Below are 19,156 nucleotides of genomic sequence, written 5' to 3' on the forward strand. Positions count from 1 at the left end.
CTGACATTCCAGTTGTTCGCCTACGGGGGAAATGCTCATGAACCGCATCTACCGGCGTGTATGGAACCGCCAGCTCAATGCTCTGGTTGTGGCCTCGGAACTGGCCACCGGCGACAGCGGCGGCGGCGCCGCACGCGATCCGCGCGCCTTCCTGCTGATGCCCACCGCGCTGGCCCTGGCACTGCTGTGCGCGCTGGCCAGCGGCCACGCAGGGGCATCGGAAACCAATCAGTCGCTGCGCGACCTGCAAGCGCTTGCGGCGAAGTATGCGCAGCCGATGCCGGTCAAGGTCGACGCGGAAGTGGCCTTGGCTGCCGCCGCGCGACAGGCGCAGAGCAGCCCCGCGATCAGTGCGGACGCTCGCCTGGGCCTGCAGTTGAACACCACATCGCTGCCGGTGGTGCGTGACGTATTGCCGGCCGCCGTACAGGTGAAGCTGGCAGCGAACACCACGCCGAAGCAGGTGGCCGTGCCGGCGCTGGCGGCCGATGTACGCGCCACTGTCGGCCTGGGCAACACTGCGATCAAGGCGGCACAGGTGGATGCATCGCTGGCAGCGCACGTTGCGCCGGGCGCGCAGGCGCCGCTGGGCGTGGCTGCCGACGCGCGCGCCAGGGCCAAGGTCGGCATCGCTGGCCATCAGGTCGCTTCGATCGATTCGGGTGCCCAGGCGGCAGCGGGCCTCAGCGGTTCGTCCCTGAAGGCCTCTGCCGACGGCGACACCGACGCGCATCTGGCGGTGGCTGGCCATCACATCGTGGGGCAGGGCCAGGCCCGGGCGACGGCGGCGGTCACGCTGCCGGCCAAGGAGGAACTGCCGGGTGACACGCATGATCGCGCCATCAGTGCCGCGTTCGATGCCGGCGCCGCGGGCAAGGTGCGCGTGCAGGCGCCGGACGGCCAGGAAGTAGTCGCCGATCGCAACCTGAAGCTGGCCGGGCAGGCAACCGTAGCCGCGCAGCACAGCGCGCTGGGCGTCGGCGGTCTGGTGGGCGGAGCAGTGGATGCTGTCGGCGGTACGCTTCACGGTGCCGCGGGTGCGGTCGGTAGCACGGTGGGTGGTGCGCTGAACGGCACCGTTGGCACGGTGGGCGGTGCAGTGGGCGGCGCTCTGAACGGTACTGTCGGAACAGTCGGTGGCGCAGTGGGCGGTGCACTCAACGGCACAGTCGGCGCGGTCGGCGGTGCAGTGGGTGGCACGCTCAACAACGCGGTGGGCGCAGTCGGTGGTGCGGTTGGCGGTGCACTGAACGGCACGGTAGGCACGGTCGGTGGCGCAGTGGGCGGCGCTCTGAACGGTACTGTCGGAACAGTCGGTGGCGCAGTGGGCGGTGAACTCAACGGCACAGTCGGCGCGGTCGGCGGTGCAGTGGGCGGCACGCTCAACAACACAGTCGGCGTGGTCGGTGGTGCAGTTGGCGGTGCACTGAACGGCACGGCAGGCACAGTTGGCGGCGCCGTGAGCGGCGCGCTCAACAACACGGTCGGTGCGGTCGGTGGTGCTGTGGGCGGAGCTCTGAACGGCACCGTTGGCCAGGTCGGCAGCGCAGTGGGCGGTACGCTCAACAACACGGTCGGCGCAGTCGGTGGTGCAGTTGGCGGTGCTCTGAACGGCACGGTCGGCACAGTTGGCGGCGCAGTCGGCGGTGCACTGAACGGCACCGTCGGTACCGTCGGCGGTGCGGTGGGCGGAGCTCTGAACGGCACCGTTGGCCAGGTCGGCGGCGCCGTGGGTGGCGCTCTGAACGGGACTGTCGGTACGGTCGGCGGTGCAGTGGGCGGCACGCTCAACAACACGGTGGGCGCAGTCGGTGGCGCATTGAACGGTACTGTCGGTACCGTCGGCAGTGCGGTGGGTGGCGCTCTGAACGGCACCGTCGGCCAGGTTGGCAGCGCGGTGGGCGGCACGCTTAGCAATACCGTCGGCACGGTCGGTGGTGCAGTGGGCGGCATTCTCAACGGCACCACCGGTAGCCCCGGCACAGGCCTGGGCGGCGTGCTGGGAAGCACGCTGGGCAACGTAGGCAGCGCGGTGGGCAACCTGCTCAACGGCAATCTCAATGGCACCGTCGGCAACCTGGGCAGCGCCGTCGGTGGCCTGGTGGGTGGCACGCTCGGCAGTCTCGGCCTGACCCAGCCGTCGGCGATCCCGCCGACCAGCCCGAAGGCACCGGCGCCGGCCGACCCGAATGCCGGCCTGATCATCGGCACCGGTGGCCTGGTCGGCAATGTCGGCCAGCTGATCGGGCCGACCACCACCAGCCTGTTCGGCGGCGATGGTTACGTCAGCAACGGCAATCTCAAGCTGAGCAACGCCAACGTCATGCAGACCTATTCGGCGGTCAACGTGCTGGGTCTGCCGGTGGTGAACCTGTCACCGGTCGGCAGCACGCTCAACGGCCTGGGTGGCGCCGCCACGGGCGGCAGCTCGCACCTGACCCTGATCGGTGGCGTCACTTCCGACAGCTACATCTACAACATCAACAACGGCAATCCGGGTGGCCTGCTGGGCCTGCTGCTGCCGAAGGATTCCCCGGCCTGGGCGGCCAAGTGCCTGGACATCGCGCTGGCCGACATCTCCTGCTGGGCCGTCAACGCCGCGCAGGACTACCAGGTGCTGATGGGCGATGGCGCCTTCGCCAACGGCTCGAAGGAAGTGGTGATCGGTGCCAACGCACGGCATGAACTGCCGAAGGTCGATGCCAATGTCGCCTTCCCCGGTGATGGCGTGAACGATCCCAGCAACCCGACCGGCGTGCCGACGGCCGACTACGCCGCGCGCATGGGCCATTCGGTGATCGTCGGCGACAGTGCCGTCGGCACCGCCAACGGGCAGACCCTGCTGGGTGCCGAATCCACCTCCAACCAGGCCAACTCGGTTGCGCTGGGCTACCGCTCGGCCGCGCTGCGCGGCGCGCAGGCCAGCTACAGTGCCTACGGTCTCACCGCACCGCAGGTCTCGGCCGGTGAAGTATCGGTGGGCACCGCCGGTGGGGGCGAGCGCCAGATCACCAACGTGGCTGCGGGCAGCGGCAACACCGACGCGGTCAATGTAGCGCAGTTGAAGGGGGCCATCAGCCTGATCAATGGCGTGGCCGATGCCGCGGTGACCTACGATCTGGACGCCGGCGGCAATCCGAACTATCGACGGGTCACCCTCGGCGCAGGCACCGGCACCACCACCATCGGCAATCTCGCCGCCGGTGCGGTCACCGCGGGCAGCCTCGAGGCCGTCAACGGTGGCCAGCTGGCGGCAACGAACAGCGCGATCGCCAGCTTCTTCGGTGGTCGTGCAGCCTTTGACCCGGCCAGCGGCATCTTCACCGCACCGCTGTTCGAGATCAGCACGCTCTCCACCACCGGCGCCATCGCCCAGGGCCTGTACACCAACGCCACCGATGCCTTCGCGGCGGTGGATGGTTCGCTGGTCAACCTCAACACGCAGATCACCGATATCCGCAACGGCGGTACCAAGTACCTGCGGGTGAACTCGACCGGTACCGAGGCCGTGGCCAGCGGCGCCGATTCGATCGCGGTCGGCACCAATGCGCGGGCGACGGCAGCCAACAGCATCGCAGTGGGTGCGGGAAGCCTTGCCGATCGTGCCAACACGGTTTCCATCGGTGCCGCTGGCGCAGAGCGTCAGGTCATCAACGTGGCGGCCGGTACCGCGGCCACCGATGCGGTCAACGTGGGACAGCTGCAGGCCTCGGAGCAGGGGGCACTGCGCTATGACCTCAACGCCGATGGCAGCGTCAACTATGCCAGCGCCACGCTGGGCCAGGCCGGCACCGCCACCACGCTGCGCAATCTCGGCCCGGGCCAGGTCAGCGCCACCAGCAGCGAGGCCATCAACGGGGCCCAGCTGTTCGCCGCCAACCAGGCCGTGGCCACCCACCTCGGCGGTGGTGCTGCGGTCAGCGTCAGCGGCGTGCTGACCGCACCGACGTACTCGATCAACAACGTCGCCGCCAACGGCACCGTGACCAAGGGCAGCTACAACGACGTCGGCACCGCCTTCGATGCGGTCAGCAACTCGCTGGCCAACGTTGCCGACCAGACCGGCGAGATCGACAAGCTGGCCGTGAAATACGATGTCGACGGCAGTGGCAACGTGCTCAACAGCGTGACGCTGACGGGCACCGGTACCGGTGCGGTGAAGATCACCAACGTCGCCGCCGGCAGCATCCTGGCCGGCAGCAGCGACGCCATCACCGGCGACCAGCTGTTCAGCACCCACAGCACCATCGCCAACTACTTCGGCGGCACCACTGCCTACAACGGCACCACCAACGCGTGGACCGCGCCGACGTTCAGCATTTCCAGCATCGCCACCGATGGCACCTTCACCAGCGGCGATTACAACAACGTCACCGCCGCCTTCACTGCCGTCGATGGCTCGCTGAAGGTTCTCAACCAGCGCATCACCAACGGTGGCGGTGGCAGTGCCTACCTGGCGGTGAACTCGACGGCGGCCGCAGCCACCGCGGCCGGTGCGGAAGCGGTGGCGGTCGGCCCGCAGGCCAGTGCAGCCGGTGCCAACAGCGTGGCGGTCGGCAACGGTGCCAGCAGCAGCGCCGGCAACAGCGTGGCACTGGGTGCCGGCTCGGTGGCCAGCGTTGGCGCACAGAGCGGCTATACCGGCGCCTACGGCCAGACCGGTGCCAGCAACTCGGCCGGTGAGGTCTCGGTCGGCAGCAGCGGCAGCGAGCGCAAGATCACCCACGTTGCCGACGGCTCGGACACCTACGACGCAACCAATGTCGGCCAGCTGAAGAACGGCGTGAATTACGCCATCGACGAGTCGAAGAAGTACACCGACCAGAAGATCCAGAACATCACCAACGTGGCGGGCAGCTTCCGCGCCAACAACACCAACAACCTGGCCGATCCGTCCGCCAGCGGCGCCAACTCCGCCGCCGGTGGTGCAGGCTCCACTGCCGCCGGTGCCAACTCGACCGCGCTCGGCAATGGTTCACAGGCGCAGGCCGACAACTCGGTGGCATTGGGTGCAGGTTCGGTGGCGAACCGGGCCAACACGGTCTCGGTGGGTGCCAGCGGCGCCGAACGCCAGGTGGTCAACGTGGCCGACGGCTCGCAGGCCACCGACGCGGTCAACGTGCGCCAGCTGCAGGCCTCGCAGCAGGGCACCATCCGCTACGACACCACGGTGAACGGTGCGACCAACTACAACAGCGTCACCCTGGGCAGCACCAGCAGCGGCCCGACCACGGTGCGCAACGTTGCCGCTGGCACCGCCGGTACCGACGCGGTCAACGTGGATCAGCTGAAGTCGGGCATGGCGCAGACCCTGGACTGGTCCAAGGCCTACACCGACGAGCGCATGGGTGGCTTCGAGCGCGACCTGCGCAAGACCGACAACCGTGCTTCGGCCGGTATCGCCTCGGCGATGGCCACCGCAGCGCTGCCGCAGCCCAGCGAGGCGGGCCGCAGCATGGCCTCGATCGCGGCTGGCAGCTACAACGGCGAATCGGGCGTGGCGCTGGGCATCTCCGGTGTCTCCGAAGGCGGGCGCTGGATCTACAAGTTCAGCGGTTCGACCAACAGCCGTGGCGAGGCCGGCGTGGCCGTCGGTGCCGGCATCCAGTGGTGATCCCCGCCGCCGGGCCGCACCCGCGGCCCGGCATCGCGGAAACGTCTACAGGGGGAATGACATGAAACAGCATCGCATCGCCCGCGCCGGCCAACATGCCGCTACGCTGGGCCTGATCCTGGGGATGGGCCTGCTGGCCGCCTGCCGCAGCCATGCGCCGGCCACCGACGGTCCCGTCGAAGCCACCGCCGTGCAGTTCCCGGAGGCCTCCAAGGCCTCGTTGAAGGAAGGCATCTATCCGGACGCCGCCGACCTGCGCCGCTTCGCGCCGGGCATGAGCAAGCGGCAGTTGTACACGCTGCTGGGCACGCCGCATTTCAATGAAGGCATGTGGGGCGTGCGCGAGTGGAACTACCTGTTCAACTTCCGCACCGCGCAAGGTGCGGAGTATTTCACCTGCCAGTTCCAGGTCCGCTTTGACAGCAAGGGCATCGCCCAGGCGGGTTACTGGAAGCCGGAATCGTGCGCGGCCGTGCTGGAGCCGCCGCGGCCACCGGTCCCGCCGGCACCGGCACCGGCACCGCTGCCGGAACAGCCGCTGCGGCTGTCGGCCGACGCGTTGTTCGGCTTCGACAGCGCGGTGCTGAGCGCGGAAGGGCAGCAGGCGGTGCAGGGCATCCTGGCGCAGGTACGCGAAGCCGCACAGGTGCAGTCGATCAGGGTGACCGGCTATACCGACCGTATCGGCAGCGCCAGCTACAACCAGTCGTTGTCGCAGCGCCGCGCCGAGGCCGTGCGCAGCGCGCTGGTGCAGGGCGGCGTGCCTGCGGCCAGCATCAGCGCCGAAGGACGCGGCGCGGCTGAGCCGATCGTGCAGTGCGGGCAGCGCAACCGGCGCGAGCTGATTGCTTGCCTGGCGCCGAACCGGCGCGTGCAGATCGCCGGGATGGCACAGCCACGTTGACCCTCCTGCGCCGGGGCTGTGCCCCGGCATCCCGAGTCCCCCCTGACCGCCGGCAGGCGTGGCAACGTCTCCCCCGTCGTCCACGCCTGCCTGCGGCTCAGGTCTTCAAACGGTGCACGCGATGAATGCCCAATTCCTGCCACTCTCCATGAAGACGGAAGCTACGCTCAGCGTGTACGGCCAGCTCGGCAACCATGCCGTGGTGCGCATCCCGGGCCGGCGCCTGCCCGGCCTGATCCTGCAGGCCGATACCGTGGCAGGGTTCCTGGCCCAACTGCAGGAAGCACAGGCCTGCCTGCGCAGCGGCCGCGCACAGCGCACCGACGCCGAGCTGGACATGCTGATCGACGTGCTGCAGCAGTGGTACGCCTTGATCGAATCGCGCCTGGCCGACGCCGGCGAGGCGCTGTAAAGAAAAAGGGGACGGAGGGGATTAAGTCGTTTCCTGCACACGCGGGGCAAGAACGACTTAATCCCCTCCGTCCCCTTTTCCTACGCGCGGGCGCGGACCAGCCAGCAGGCGGCATCCACGCGTACGCGGTCGCCTTCGATGAACGGCGCGAATGCAGCCAGCGCCTGGTGGCGAAGCACGGCGGCACGGGCTTCCGGCATTGAGCGCAGGGCCAGCCCCAACGGGCCCAGCTGGCCGACATAGGTGGGCAGGTCTTCGCGGGCGATGGAGCAGGGCAGGTCCACCGCAACCACCTCCACATCCTTCCAACCGGCGGCCTGCACAAGCCGCTGTACCCGCCCGCCATCGGCGAAGGCGAACTGTCCCGGCGCGCCGGGTACCCGGGGCGGCAGATCCAGTGCATTGCCGATGGCGCGCTCGGCCGTGGTCATGAATGGATTCTCGTCGGCACTGCGCCAGGCGATGAAGCGCAGCCCAGCGCCGGGTGTCGCGGCACGATGCAGGTTGGCGAACGCGGCCTGGCTGTCCTCGAAGAACATCACGCCCAGCCGCGACTGGATCCAGTCGAAGTGCGCGGACGGCAGAGGATGGCGCTGCGCGTCTGCCACGATGAAGTCCGCGTCCAGTCCCGCAGCCTCGGCGCGCTGGCGGGCCAGCGCCAGCATCGGCGCGGAGATGTCCAGGCCGGTGCTGTGTGTCGCCGGGCGTGCGGCGGCTGATGCCAGCAGGCTGGCACCGGTACCGCAGCCTACATCCAGCAGTTGCGTGACGGTCTCCGGAAGTTCGGCCACCAGCAGGTCGGCCATGGGCTGGAACAGGCCATCGAGAATGGCCTGCTGCGCAACCCAGACCTGGCCGCCAGGACCGTTCCACAGGGCGCTCTGATCAACGGGGGGTGTACGGGTCATGGTCTTGCCTTGCAGGGAAGTCGCCCATAGGTTGGCGCTTGAAGGTCACTTGAGGTCAAGCCCGTGCGTGAACTGGATATCGGCGAAGTGGTCAAGCGCAGTGGCGTGCCGGCCTCGACCCTGCGTTACTACGAACAGCTTGGGCTGCTGCAGGCACTGGGCCGTCGCGGCCTGCGCCGGCAGTACGACGAGCAGGTGCTGGAGCGGCTGGCACTGATCGGCCTGGGCCAGGCGGCCGGGCTGTCGCTGCAGCAGATCGGCCCATCGCTGCCGCCGCAGCGCGGATGCCTTACGCTGGATCGTGAGGCCCTGCTGGCGCAGGCTGATGTGCTGCAGCGGCAGATCATCCAGCTGCAACGGGTACGCCGGCACCTGCAACGTGCGGCGGCCTGCCCGCAGGCAGAGGATGCCCGGAAGTGCGGCTCGTTCCGGAAGCTGCTGCGGGCACAGCAGCGCATGGCGGGTGGGTGAGAGAAGCGTATCCACGCATGGCGTGAATCCACTGCAGCACGACCTCGGCAGATCCACGCCCTACGTGGTGATTCAGTCGCGGGTGCTGACTTCCCACGTGGCATGCAGCACCCCCGGCACGTGCTCCATCCGTGCCAGCACCAGATCCAGCTCGTCCGCACTGACCGCGGTACTGACCAGCACCGCGATCACGTCGGTAGGCGCGTCGGCATGCTCGACCACCTGCACATCGCCCACCGGATACTGCGCGGCCTCCAGCGCATCGACCAGTCGCTCGCGCACCCGCGGTACGGCTTCGGCATCCACGCTCAGGCGCACTTCGTAGGTGGCTTCGGTCGCCGCCTCGTTGATCGGGATGCGGTTGATCGCATTCACCAGCGGCCGCAGCAGCGTGTTGCCGGCGATGATCAGCACGGTCAGCAGCACGCCCTCGGCCAGCATGTCCGCGCCGGTGCAGCTGCCGACCGCCGCCGAGCACCACAGGGTGGCGGCGGTGTTCAGGCCGCGCACGTTCATGCCTTCCTTCATGATCACGCCGGCGCCGAGGAAGCCGACACCGGAGACCACGTAGGAGATCACCCGTACCGCCTCGGCGCTGCCGGCGATGCGCATGCCCAGGTCGACGAAGGCGGCGGCGCCCACTGCCACCAGCACGTTGGTGCGCAGGCCGGCGGTGCGTTGCCGGTACTGGCGCTCGGCGCCGATCAGCGTGCCCAGCACGAAGGCGGCCAGCAGGCTGACCACGGTGTCGGCGAAGGGACCGGCATGGAAGGTCTCAATGAAGCGCATGGCCGGAGTCTACCCGGTCGAGGTGACAGTAGATCCACGCCATGCGCGGATTTCGAAAGTGTCAGAAACGACTTAATCCCCTCCGTCCCCTTTTTGCGGGGTCAGTCGGTGTCGTCGACGCGCTCGCCCATCAGTTCGCGCTGGCGCTTGTCCAGTTCCTCGGCGTAGCGCTTGCGGACGAAGGCTTCAGAGACCACGCCCAGGACCTGGCCGTCGGCGGCGACCACGGCCAGTTCATCGGCCTGGGTCTGGTCGAAGCGCTGCATCACGCTGACCACGTCCGCGGCCGGTGACAGTGACACGTCCCGGTTCTCGGCCAGCTCGCCGATCATGGTCTCCGGCTTCACGCCGTCGCCGTAGACGCGCGGAATCTGCACGATGCCTGCGTAATGGCCTTCGCTGTCGATCAGGATCACCCGGCTGCCCGAACCCAGCGGGAAGTGCTGGCGGAACGTGGCGGCATCGAGATCGGCCGGCGCGGTAGCCACGCCCTTGCGCATCAGCCGGCCGGCGTTGAGGTTCTGCACCCAGCCCACGTCGCGTGCGCTCTTGATGGTCTCGCCGCGCAGGTGCATGCGCCAGGTCGAGAACGAATAACCGAACCACTGCCGTACCAGCGTGCTGGAGACCAGCACCGCACTCATCACCACGCTGGTCAGCAGGAAGTCGTGGGTGCCTTCCAGCACCAGCATGGCCATGGTCATCGGTGCGCCGACCACGGCGGCGGCCAACGCTGCCATGCCAGCCAGCGCGGCGGACGTGGCATCGATCACCGGCACACCAGTGGCCATCGCCAGCAGGCCGGCGAACAGGGCGCCGACCAGGGTGCCCATGAACAACGAGGCGAAGAACAGGCCGCCGCGGAAACCAAACCCGAGCGAGATGCCCGAGGCCAGGCACTTCAGGGTCAGCAGGCCGCCGATCCAGATCAGCGGCAGGTGCGTGGTCAGGTCCAGGTGCAGTGCGCCATGGCCGGACGACAGCACCTGCGGGCTGGCCAGTGCCAGCGGGATCAGCAGCAGGCCGCCGACCACCGGTCGGCCCCACAGCGGCAACGGGCTGCGCTTGACCGTGCCTTCGATCGAGGCGATCAGCCGCATCACCGCGATGCCGACCATCGCGCAGCAGCAGCCAAGCAGGCCGTAGATGGCATAGTCGGCGGCGCGGACATCAATCGTCGAGGCAGCCGGCAGCAGGTAGGGCTCGATGCCGGCCTGGTCGGCCACGAATGCACCTGCCAGCGCGGCCACCGCCACCGGCGCCAGTGCGGCCGGGGTGTAGGCGCCGATGACGATCTCGAAGGCGTAGAACGCGCCGGCCAGTGGCGCCCCGAAGGCGGCCGCGATGGCACCGGCGGCACCGGCGCCGACCAGGATGCGCACGTCGTTGCGGCGCAGGCGCATCACCCGGCCCAGCTGCGAGCCGCTGCCTGCTCCCATCTGCGTATACGAAGCCTCCAGCCCGACCGAGGCGCCGCAGCCATTGGACAGCAGGGTCTGGGTCAGCACGATGAGGTTGTCGCGCATCGACATGCGCCCGCCATGCAGGGCATTGGCTTCGACCGCATCGAGCAGGGGCCGCTTGAGCCGGGTCGCGGCCAGGCTGACCAGGCCGACCAGCAGGCCACCCAGCGGCAGCACCAGCAGTGCGGTCCAGGTCAGCGCGGGCAAGGAGCTCAGGCGCATGCCGTCGTCCAGCCCGTACAGGGTGCCCTGCAGCCAGCGTGCGATGCCGGACTGCAGCAGGGTCAGGTAGCCGGCGATCAGGCCGACCAGCAGGGCAAGCGCGATGAACCACAGGTCGCTGCCGCGCAGGCGCAGGCGCAGGCCCTGGAAGGCCAGATGCAGGCGCGATGGCGAAACAGGCAGTGACATGGTGGCGGCATGATACGCCGCCACCGTGTTCGCCGCCGTCACTGCATCGGGCGGTTACCGCGTCAGAAGCGGTAGCGGCCCTGCACGTAGAAGGTGCGTGGCGCAGCCACCATGCGGCCGGCGTTGCCATCGACGTTGCGGGTGTACCAGCGCTTGTCGGCCAGGTTGTTCACGCCCAGCGCGATCTCGCTGTCGTCCAGCCCCGGCACCTGCCAGGCCACCTGCGCGTTCCACAGGCGCACGCCCGGCACGCGGCCCACGCGCGCGTCAGCGGTTTCTTCCCAGGTGTTGGCGGCATCGGAGAACTGGCCGCTCTGGTGGGTGCTGGAGACATTGAAGGTCCAGCCGGCCAGTGCGTAGCGGGCGCCGACGCTGTCGGTGTCGCGCGAGTAGAAGGGCACGTCCAGGCCGCGGTTGTCACCGGACTGCTGGATCGCCTGGGTCCAGGTGTAGTTGGCGTACAGCTCCAGCCCGGCCAGCGCACTGTCTTGGGCGAAGTGGTACTCCAGCGCGCTCTCCACACCCTTGTGGTCGGTGGCACCGATGTTCTGGAAGGTCGGTGGGGTGATCCCCGGCACCTGCAGGATCTGGTTGTCGAAGCGCATCTTGAACACGGTCACTTCCGCGCGCAGTGCACCGTCCTGCCAGCGCGCGCCCAGTTCGGTGGTCTTGGCGATTTCCGGGTTCAGCGGGTTGCTGGCCGTCTGCGAATTGAGCTGGATGTTCTGCACCGGCCCGAACGAGGTGGTGTAGTTGCCGAACACAGTCAGCCGCGGCGTCAGCAGGTAGGCGATGTTGAGCGAGGGCAGGGCCTTGTCGTTGCGGCTGCTGAAGGTCGCCGTGCCACCGGCCTGGCGGCGGTCCATGTCGATCCATTCCATGCGCACGCCCGGGGTGATCCTCCACTGGCCGATTGCGATGCGGTCGTCGATGTAGAACGCATGGGCATCGGTCGCGTTGTCGAAACGGGTGGTGGCACTGGCCACGCCGGTGCGGCGGCTGACGGTGTAGCTGCGGTCGTTGCCCCGTTCGCGCAGGAAGCGGTAGCCGGCGGTGATGTCGTGCACCGTGCTGCCCCAATGCAGGCGCTGGGTATAGCGCGGCTCGATGCCAAGCACGCGGTAATCGCGCGGCTGCACGGTCAACTGGGTATTGGCCGTGTTGATCAGCGAGCTGGCGCGGCTGCTTTCGTTGTAATAGGCCAGCACCTCGAATTCGCTGTTGGCCGACAGCGTGTTGGTGTAGCCCAGGTCGATGCCGGTGCGGTGGCCCTTCCAGAAATCGGTGGAGCGGGTGTTCTGGAACGGGTCGGCCTCGTACTGGGCGCGGGTCAGGCCGCCCGGCGTCAGCGAGCGCACATCGTAGTACGACAGCTTGGCACGCAGTTCCTGCTGCGCGTCGATGGCATAGGCGAACTTCAGCGCCAGGTCGTTGAAGCGGTCATCGCTGCCCTGGCGCCAGCCACGCCCGTCCTGGCCGGAGTACAGCAGGGCCGCGCCCAGGCCGTTGTCGCCGGTGCCGCCGAGGAAAGCGTTGTACTGGGCACTGTCGCCGCCGCCATGGTCATGGGCGGTGTAGCGCACGCCGGCCTCACCGTGCAGGCCGGGGCCGGTGGGAATGGCGCGGGTGCTGAAGTTGATGATGCCGCCCACGTTCTGCGGGCCGTAGCGCACCGCGCCGCCGCCGCGCACCACGTCGATCGATTCGATGTTGGACAGGCTGGTCGGCGCGAACGACAGCTGCGGCTGGCCATACGGCGCTACCGCCAGCGGTACGCCGTCCAGCAGTACGGTCGAGCGCGGCGAGTAGCGCCCGGTCAGGCCGCGCACGCCGATGTTCAGCGAGACCGAGCTGCCGGCCGTGCCGGAGTTGTCGGTGACCTGCACGCCGGGGATGCGGCGCATGGCATCGCCGATGCTGGCCGCGCCGCTGGCCTCGATGCGCTGGCGGTCGACCACCGTGCGCGCGCCGGCGAAGCGCTTCACGCTGTCATGCAGGCCGGTACCCAGCCAGCTGCCAGAGACCTGGATGCTGTCGAGCGTGGTAGCGCCGTCCTGGGCGAAGACGCTGGCGGCCGGAAGCAGGCACAGGGTGAGCGCGGCGGCCAGGGGCAGGCGGGCCGGTTGCAGGGCGTGGATGGGCATCGGTGCAGGCTGTGGAAGGTCGTAAATGAGAATTATTGCTGATTCCATTCGCCAATGGAATGCGCGTCGGGTTCATGCCGTTGCCCCGGTGGTAAAGTGGGCGATTGCTTCCTGACTCGCCGAGATCCGCCATGTCCCAAGCCGCCTTCTACCCCGTCGGAACCCCTGGCCAGCCGTGGGGAGCGGCGGAACGGGAGCTGTGGCGTGGTCGCCAGCAGCGCCTGCGTCGCTATGACCAGGAGGTGCTGCCGCGCATCGAGGCGCTGGCCTCGCGTTTCGACAAGGTGGCCTATGGCCGGCTCGACTACGCTGGCGAGACCTATACGTTGTTCGCCCTGCGCAGCCGCGACTGGAACCCGGCGCTGCCCGCCGCGCTGGTTACCGGTGGCGTGCACGGCTATGAGACCAGTGGCGTGATGGGCGCGCTGGAGTTCCTCGAAAAGCACGCCGCCGACTATGCCGGCAAGGCCAATCTGCTGGTGGCGCCGTGCGTGAATCCTTGGGGCTTCGAGCGCATCAACCGCTGGAACTTCGATGCGATCGACCCGAACCGCAACTTCCGCGCCGATGGCCCGGCCCGCGAGTCGACCGCGCTGATCGAGCTGGTTGCACCGATCAAGGGCCAGTTCGTGCTGCACATCGACCTGCACGAGACCACCGACAGTGATGAAAGCGAGTTCCGCCCGGCGCTGGCCGCGCGTGACGGCAAGCCGTTCGAGCCGGGCCTGATTCCGGATGGCTTCTACCTGGTGGATGACAGCGAGGCCCCGCAGCCGGCCTTCCAGCAGGCGGTCATTGCCGCCGTGGAGAAGGTCACCCATATCGCCCCCGCCGACGACAAAGGCGAGATCATCGGTTCGCCGGTGATCGCCCACGGCGTGATCGAGTATCCGCTGGTGAAGCTGGGCCTGTGCGCCGGCATTACCGGCGCGAAGTACACCACCACCACCGAGGTCTACCCGGACAGCCCGCGGGCCACCCCGCAGCAGTGCAACGACGCACAGGTGGCAGCGGTGTGCGCGGCACTGGATTACGCGCTCGCCCATCGCTGACAGATAAAAAGGGGACGGAGGGGATTAAGTCGTTTGTGCCCCAGTACCGCCGGGGCACAAACGACTTAATCCCCTCCGTCCCCTTTTTCACCCCAACGCGTCGGCCCACCAGAGTGCGGCTGGGCCTGGCGGCGTGTCGCGTCGCCACAGCAGGTCGCTGTGGATGCGCCGCGGCCAGCCCGGCAGCACCAGTTCCACCAGCCGCCCACGGTCATAGCGCTGCACCAGCGCCCGCGGCAGTTCGGCCCAGCCGATGCCGTCCTCGGCCATCTCCATCACCATCAGGTAATCGGTGGCGGTCCACGCGAGGCCGGTGACCAAGCGGGTCTGATCGACTTCCGCGCTCAGGCGCACCTGCCGATGCCGTGCCAGTTGTGCGGCGGCGCGACGCCCGGCGCTGGCCAGCGGGTGTCCGCGCGCCACGTACACCGACAGTTCGCTGTGGTGCGCCAGCGGCCGCGCCACCAGCCCATCGGGATAGCGCTCCTGCCTGGGCAGCAGGCCCAGCGCGGCGCGGCCGCTGCTCACCCGTTCCAGCACGTCCTCGCCTTCGGCATCCAGCCACTCCAGCTCGATCTCCGGGAACGCTTCGGCGAAGCGCTGCAGGATCCGCTGCTCGGGATCCAGCTGGTAGACATCGGAAAACACCACGGTCAGGCGCGGCTCGACCGGCGCGGACAGGCGCACGCTCAACTGCTGCAGGCGCGCATCGGCGGCCAGGATCTCCTGTGCGTGGCCCAGCACCTGGCGCCCAGCCTCGGTCAGCCGCGGGTAGCGCCCGCTGCGGTCGAACAGGCTCACGCCGAGGTCGGCTTCCAGGTGGGCAATGGCGGTGCTGACCGTCGACTGGGTCTTGCCCAGCCGCCGTGCCGCGGCCGAGAACGAGCCCAGCGCGGCGGCTTCCACGAAGGCCTGTAGGGATTCAGGGGAATAGGGCATTGATCCATCGCTCCTGTCGATGGAATCCATTTTGATACCACCGTAAAAGGCGATGATACTAACCCCCGTCGCCCCTGTCTGCGAGGGGCGTTCCGGACCCTCCACGCGCGGCGTGGATCCATTGATGAGGCGGCGCGGTCCCCGTCCTGCAAGGAGTTTCACATGTCCCGTACTGTTCCCGCCCGTGGCGCGCTGGTCGCCTGGGCCTGCCTGACCGTGGCGATCGTCGCCGAAGTGGTCGGCACCTCGTTCATGGCCCACGCCGCCCGCGATGGCGGCTGGACCGGTTATCTGATCATGGCCGGTGCGCTGGCGCTGTCCTACTTCTTCCTGGCGCAGTCGGTGCGTCGCATCGCGGTGGGCGTGGCCTACGCGGTGTGGGAAGGCCTGGGCCTGACCCTGCTGACAGTGGTCGGCCTCACCGTGTTCGGCGAGAGCCTGTCACTGCAGCAGCTGGCCGGCCTGGTGCTGGCGGTGGTGGGCATCGTCTGCGTCACCCTCGGGGAGGCACACTGATGAATACCCTGGCTCTGTTTTTCGTGATCTGTTCGGCGCTGATCGATGTCGCCGCGAACATGATGGTGGCCAAGTCGGAAGGCTTCCGCCGCTGGCGCTGGGGTGTCGCCGCGATCGTCATGGTCTGGATCGCCTTCGCCCTGCTGGGCCAGGCGGTGCGTTACATGGACCTGGCCACCGCCTATGCGATGTGGGGTGCGATCGGCGTGATCGGAACCGCCACCTGCGGACGCCTGTTGTTCGGCAACCGCCTGCGTCCGATCGGTTGGATCGGCATCGGTCTGGTCACTGTTGCAGTGCTGCTGCTGAGTACTGCGAAGTAGCGCGTCGCTGCGCCAACCAAGGTTGGCACCTACCAGTGCTGCGTCGCTGTGCCAACCAAAGTTGGCACCTACCAGTGCTGCGTCGCTGTGCCAATCAAAGTTGGCACCTACCGTTGCTGAGTCGCTGTGCCAGCCAGCCAGGGTTGGCACCTCCCAGCGCGTGAGCCGCCGCAAGCAGGCGCCCCGGGGATGATCTCCCCGGGGCGTTGCTGTTTCTGCAGCAGTCAGAAACGTGCGGTGAAGTTCAGCCGCGTGGTGCGGCCCGGGCCGGGCATCAGGCTCATCGCCAGCGTGTCCATGTAGTAGGTGTTGCGCAGGTTGCTGACCACCAGTTCCACTTCGCTGCGCGGGGTGAACTGCCAGCGTGCATAGAAGTCGTAGATCGCGGTCGGCAGGTAGATGTTCTGCAGGCCGGTCGAGCCGGTGGTGTTCCAGGGCTTGTCGAGTTCATGGGTAGGGCCGCTGTTGTAGGTGCGTCGGATGCCGCTATCCAGTCGCTTGTCGAACAGGCGGAAGCCCAGCGTGCTGTGGATCGAGTACTTCGGCGGGTTCTGCGCATTGACGAACGAGGTGCCGAAGCCGCCGTCCACGCAGTCCGGCGTGGTGTCCAGCTTGCTCCACTTCGCATACGGGTCGTCGCGCAGGCGCTTGGCGGTGGCCGCATCGCAGGTGCGCGCGCGCTGGTAGTAGCTGGCCGACAGGTCCAGGTAGGCGATGCCGGCGTCATAGCCGGACTGCAGCTCGTAACCGGACACCGTGTAGTTGTCGACGTTGTCGACGTAGAACGCCCAGTTGCTGGAATCGAAGCGGCGGGTGATGGCGTTGTCGATATCGTTCTTGAACCAGGCGACCTTGAATGCCAGGCGATCACCGTCACGCCACAGATCCTGCTTCAGCAGGCTGAAGCCGATGTCCCAGGAGCGGTTCTTTTCCGGCTTCAGGCCGGCCACCGGCGCCGAGGTGCTGTTGCCCAGCGTCGACTCGAACAGGCTGGGCATCTTCCAGCCCTGCGCGTACTTCACGTAGAAGAATGTGTCCGCGTCGAGGTTGAAGCGCGCCTCGGCATACGGCGCGAAGCCGTGGCCCGAGCGCCGGATCGCCGGCTTGTAGCCCCAGGCGGTGGGGATCTGCTTGGTATGGAAGCCATTGGCACCACGCGGATCGCGGATGAATCCGTCGAAATCGTAGGCCTGGCCCAGCGTGCTGTCGCCATAGGGCGTGGCGCGCAGCGAGTCATAGGTGTAATTGCCTTGTGCATCCGGGTACCACTCCTTGTACCAGCCCGGCAGCAACTGGCCGCCCTTGCTCAGGCGCGCGAAGGTGTAGCGCAGGTCGCGCGATTCGCTGACAAAGGCCACGCGGTTGCGGTCGCGGGTGCGGTAGTCGATGAAGCGACCGCCGGCGGTCAGTGACAGCCAGTCCCACGGCTGCCACTGCAGCGAGGCGACCACGCTGGCTTCGCGGCGCGTGCCCGAGCGCAGGTAGCGGTTGTTGTTGTAGTCCACCGGCAGCACGGGCGAGTTCGGTGCGGTGTCTTCGTGCTGGAAGGACGCGCCGTAGCGCAGCGTCCAGTCGCCCAGGTCATTGCTGAAGCGGGTGGTGTTGCTGCTGTCCACGCCCCAACGCCGGGTCTTTACGTCCGACTGCAGCCCAGGGCCGTAAGTCTCGCCCAGCGTGTCGGGCATCTGGTCGGAGGCCATTTCCTTGAACAGCGGCGTGTTGGCGATATTGCTGTTGAACATGCGGCTGGTGGCGGTGGTGAACCACAGCGTGCTGCTCAGGTCCAGCCACGGGTGCGCCTCGGGTCGGTAACGATGGCGCAGCGAGGTGGCGTTGACCCGCATCTTGCCGGGCTCGAACTGGAACATGGTGTTGGCCTTCTCCACGTAGGTCACCCATTCGTTGGACTCGCCCACGCGGCCGATTGCCGACGGCATGATCTCGCCGAAGCTGGAGTTGAAGTAGCGATGGCTCAGCTCCAGGCGCTGGTCCGGGTTGGGTGTCCAGGTGAACTTCAGCAGCGACGATTCGTTGTCGGTGTGCGTGTTGAGCACCTCATCGCCGGGGTGGTACATGTCCGAGACCGCCTGGCTGGACATGCCGGTACCGCCGCTGGAGAGGTGCTGGTCGTCGTAGCGATGCGCGCCGTTGCTGCCGGCGAAGTAGTTGCCCTGGCGGCGTCGCGCATAGGCAGCCACCAGCTGCCAGTCCTCGCCGCGCTGGGCGAAGGCCACGCTGCCGTTCCAGTCGCGCGGGTCGCGCAGGCTGTTGCGGTTGTCGCTGCCACGCGCGATCTGCTTGAAGGTGCGGGTGCGGTCGATGCTGTTGTCGGCCACGCCGCCGCGCACACGCAGTCCCCAGGCCTGGCCGTCGTCGAGAATGTCATCGACGTTCAGCGTTTCCATGTAGACCACGCCACCGATCGCGCTGGCGGCGTTGGCGGCCAGGCTCGGCCCCTTCTCGATGCTGACCGCGCTGATCAGGTCCGGGTCGAGGTAGCTGCGCTGCTGCACGCCGGCATAGCCGCGGTACACGTCGATGGCCTGCTGGCCACCGTCGATGATCACCGGCACCCGGTTCTGGCCCTGCAGGCCGCGGATGTTGACGTCCAGCGCACCACCGTTGCGCACGTCCCCGGTGTGCACGCCGACCGCGCCGGCCAGCACGTCGCCGATCGACTGGCCGCGGAAGCGCTCCAGCTGCTGGCGATCCAGGTGCACGCGCGAGCCGCTGTCACGGTAGACCGCATCGGCATCGGCCAGGCCCCACGGCGAAGCGCCTTCGCTGGCCTGGCCGGCCACACGGAGGGTGCCGATCTGGCGCACGCCGGCGTCGGTGGCCGGGGCGGCCTGCAGTACCACGCCACTGGCATCACGCTGGAAGGTCAGGCCGGTACCGGCCAGCAGCCGCGCCAGCGCGGCCTCGTCCGTGAGCGAGGCCTGCACGCCGCCGCTGTGGCGGCCACGGGTCAGCCGCGCATCGGCGGCGATGGACAGGCCGGACTGCTGGCCGAATGTGGTCAAGGCCTGGTCGAGCGGTCCGGCCGGGATCTGCCAGCGAACGGCGGCGGCAGCATCTTGTGCGTGGGCGGCGGCCGGCAACAGGCACGGCGTGGCCAGGGCCAGGCACAGCGCGATGGCAAGCGGGCGAGGGGAAGGGCAGGGTAGTTTCATGGGGGCGGCGACATCCGCAATGGGTTCCCTTGTAGTG

13 protein-coding genes are annotated in these 19,156 nt (G+C 68.2%); 7 read left to right on the forward strand and 6 right to left on the reverse strand.

Annotated elements, in window-relative coordinates:
• Positions 1 to 37 precede the first annotated feature (37 nt).
• The 3 genes from AC5P5W_RS14585 to AC5P5W_RS14595 all read left to right on the forward strand — a co-directional run bounded on the left by AC5P5W_RS14585 (position 38) and on the right by AC5P5W_RS14595 (position 6,930).
• Positions 38 to 5,614 carry an ESPR-type extended signal peptide-containing protein gene (locus AC5P5W_RS14585; protein ID WP_495221233.1) on the forward strand — a complete coding sequence of 1,859 codons (5,577 nt, stop codon included), beginning with the start codon at positions 38 to 40 and terminating at the stop codon, positions 5,612 to 5,614.
• Positions 5,615 to 5,675: 61 nt separating this feature from the next.
• Complete coding sequence (locus tag AC5P5W_RS14590; RefSeq protein ID WP_197574540.1) at positions 5,676 to 6,518, forward strand: OmpA family protein; 843 nt, start codon at positions 5,676 to 5,678, stop codon at positions 6,516 to 6,518.
• A gap of 148 nt (positions 6,519 to 6,666) precedes the next feature.
• Entirely contained in the window at positions 6,667 to 6,930 is a 264-nt protein-coding gene (locus AC5P5W_RS14595; RefSeq protein ID WP_223224455.1) for a DUF6959 family protein, read from the forward strand.
• 80 nt (positions 6,931 to 7,010) lie between these two features.
• Here the strand turns inward: AC5P5W_RS14595 and AC5P5W_RS14600 are convergent, their stop codons facing one another.
• Positions 7,011 to 7,838 carry a methyltransferase domain-containing protein gene (locus AC5P5W_RS14600; protein WP_197574539.1) on the reverse strand — a complete coding sequence of 276 codons (828 nt, stop codon included), beginning with the start codon at positions 7,836 to 7,838 and terminating at the stop codon, positions 7,011 to 7,013.
• 63 nt (positions 7,839 to 7,901) lie between these two features.
• Here AC5P5W_RS14600 and AC5P5W_RS14605 point away from each other — a divergent pair, with 63 nt between their 5' ends.
• On the forward strand, positions 7,902 to 8,309 hold the full coding sequence (locus AC5P5W_RS14605) for a MerR family transcriptional regulator (RefSeq protein WP_197574538.1): 408 nt from the start codon (positions 7,902 to 7,904) through the stop codon (positions 8,307 to 8,309).
• A 72-nt stretch (positions 8,310 to 8,381) separates the two neighbouring features.
• On the opposite strand, the gene AC5P5W_RS14610 is transcribed toward AC5P5W_RS14605, so the two are convergent.
• The 3 genes from AC5P5W_RS14610 to AC5P5W_RS14620 all read right to left on the reverse strand — a co-directional run bounded on the left by AC5P5W_RS14610 (position 8,382) and on the right by AC5P5W_RS14620 (position 13,116).
• Positions 8,382 to 9,098 (reverse strand): MgtC/SapB family protein, encoded by a 717-nt coding sequence (locus AC5P5W_RS14610; RefSeq protein WP_197574537.1) that lies wholly within the window; start codon positions 9,096 to 9,098, stop codon positions 8,382 to 8,384.
• A gap of 101 nt (positions 9,099 to 9,199) precedes the next feature.
• The gene (locus tag AC5P5W_RS14615; protein WP_495221235.1) at positions 9,200 to 10,972 is read right to left on the reverse strand and encodes a chloride channel protein; all 1,773 of its coding nucleotides are present in this window, start codon (positions 10,970 to 10,972) and stop codon (positions 9,200 to 9,202) included.
• A 62-nt stretch (positions 10,973 to 11,034) separates the two neighbouring features.
• On the reverse strand, positions 11,035 to 13,116 hold the full coding sequence (locus tag AC5P5W_RS14620) for a TonB-dependent siderophore receptor (protein ID WP_197574535.1): 2,082 nt from the start codon (positions 13,114 to 13,116) through the stop codon (positions 11,035 to 11,037).
• A 131-nt stretch (positions 13,117 to 13,247) separates the two neighbouring features.
• Here AC5P5W_RS14620 and AC5P5W_RS14625 point away from each other — a divergent pair, with 131 nt between their 5' ends.
• The gene (locus AC5P5W_RS14625) at positions 13,248 to 14,168 is read left to right on the forward strand and encodes a M14 family metallopeptidase (RefSeq protein ID WP_014647445.1); all 921 of its coding nucleotides are present in this window, start codon (positions 13,248 to 13,250) and stop codon (positions 14,166 to 14,168) included.
• A gap of 87 nt (positions 14,169 to 14,255) precedes the next feature.
• Here AC5P5W_RS14625 and AC5P5W_RS14630 read toward each other — a convergent pair whose 3' ends face one another.
• Positions 14,256 to 15,107: a LysR family transcriptional regulator gene (locus AC5P5W_RS14630; protein WP_049407431.1), complete on the reverse strand. Its 852-nt coding sequence runs from the start codon at positions 15,105 to 15,107 to the stop codon at positions 14,256 to 14,258.
• Positions 15,108 to 15,269: 162 nt separating this feature from the next.
• Between AC5P5W_RS14630 and AC5P5W_RS14635 the strand changes: the two genes are divergently transcribed.
• A complete protein-coding gene (locus AC5P5W_RS14635) occupies positions 15,270 to 15,623 on the forward strand; it encodes an SMR family transporter (protein WP_010485170.1) in 354 nt (117 codons plus the stop codon).
• Positions 15,623 to 15,946, forward strand: a complete 324-nt coding sequence (locus AC5P5W_RS14640; protein ID WP_164165809.1) for an SMR family transporter — start codon at positions 15,623 to 15,625, stop codon at positions 15,944 to 15,946. Before AC5P5W_RS14635 ends, AC5P5W_RS14640 begins: the two co-directional genes overlap by 1 nt.
• A 224-nt stretch (positions 15,947 to 16,170) precedes the next feature.
• Here the strand turns inward: AC5P5W_RS14640 and AC5P5W_RS14645 are convergent, their stop codons facing one another.
• Positions 16,171 to 19,119: a TonB-dependent receptor domain-containing protein gene (locus AC5P5W_RS14645; RefSeq protein WP_197574534.1), complete on the reverse strand. Its 2,949-nt coding sequence runs from the start codon at positions 19,117 to 19,119 to the stop codon at positions 16,171 to 16,173.
• Positions 19,120 to 19,156 lie beyond the last annotated feature (37 nt).

Source organism: Stenotrophomonas sp. YJH_SMC_123, assembly GCF_059368215.1.

Bases quoted from the DNA above. Each gene is read 5' to 3' on its own strand.
- AC5P5W_RS14610 (WP_197574537.1), bottom strand. From the start codon at position 9,098: ATGCGCTTCATTGAGACCTTCCATGCCGGTCCCTTCGCCGACACCGTG.
- AC5P5W_RS14600 (WP_197574539.1), bottom strand. From the start codon at position 7,838: ATGACCCGTACACCCCCCGTTGATCAGAGCGCCCTGTGGAACGGTCCT.
- AC5P5W_RS14640 (WP_164165809.1), top strand. From the start codon at position 15,623: ATGAATACCCTGGCTCTGTTTTTCGTGATCTGTTCGGCGCTGATCGAT.
- AC5P5W_RS14635 (WP_010485170.1), top strand. From the start codon at position 15,270: ATGTCCCGTACTGTTCCCGCCCGTGGCGCGCTGGTCGCCTGGGCCTGC.
- AC5P5W_RS14620 (WP_197574535.1), bottom strand. From the start codon at position 13,116: ATGCCCATCCACGCCCTGCAACCGGCCCGCCTGCCCCTGGCCGCCGCG.
- AC5P5W_RS14615 (WP_495221235.1), bottom strand. From the start codon at position 10,972: ATGTCACTGCCTGTTTCGCCATCGCGCCTGCATCTGGCCTTCCAGGGC.
- AC5P5W_RS14590 (WP_197574540.1), top strand. From the start codon at position 5,676: ATGAAACAGCATCGCATCGCCCGCGCCGGCCAACATGCCGCTACGCTG.
- AC5P5W_RS14630 (WP_049407431.1), bottom strand. From the start codon at position 15,107: ATGCCCTATTCCCCTGAATCCCTACAGGCCTTCGTGGAAGCCGCCGCG.
- AC5P5W_RS14625 (WP_014647445.1), top strand. From the start codon at position 13,248: ATGTCCCAAGCCGCCTTCTACCCCGTCGGAACCCCTGGCCAGCCGTGG.
- AC5P5W_RS14645 (WP_197574534.1), bottom strand. From the start codon at position 19,119: ATGAAACTACCCTGCCCTTCCCCTCGCCCGCTTGCCATCGCGCTGTGC.
- AC5P5W_RS14585 (WP_495221233.1), top strand. From the start codon at position 38: ATGAACCGCATCTACCGGCGTGTATGGAACCGCCAGCTCAATGCTCTG.
- AC5P5W_RS14595 (WP_223224455.1), top strand. From the start codon at position 6,667: ATGAAGACGGAAGCTACGCTCAGCGTGTACGGCCAGCTCGGCAACCAT.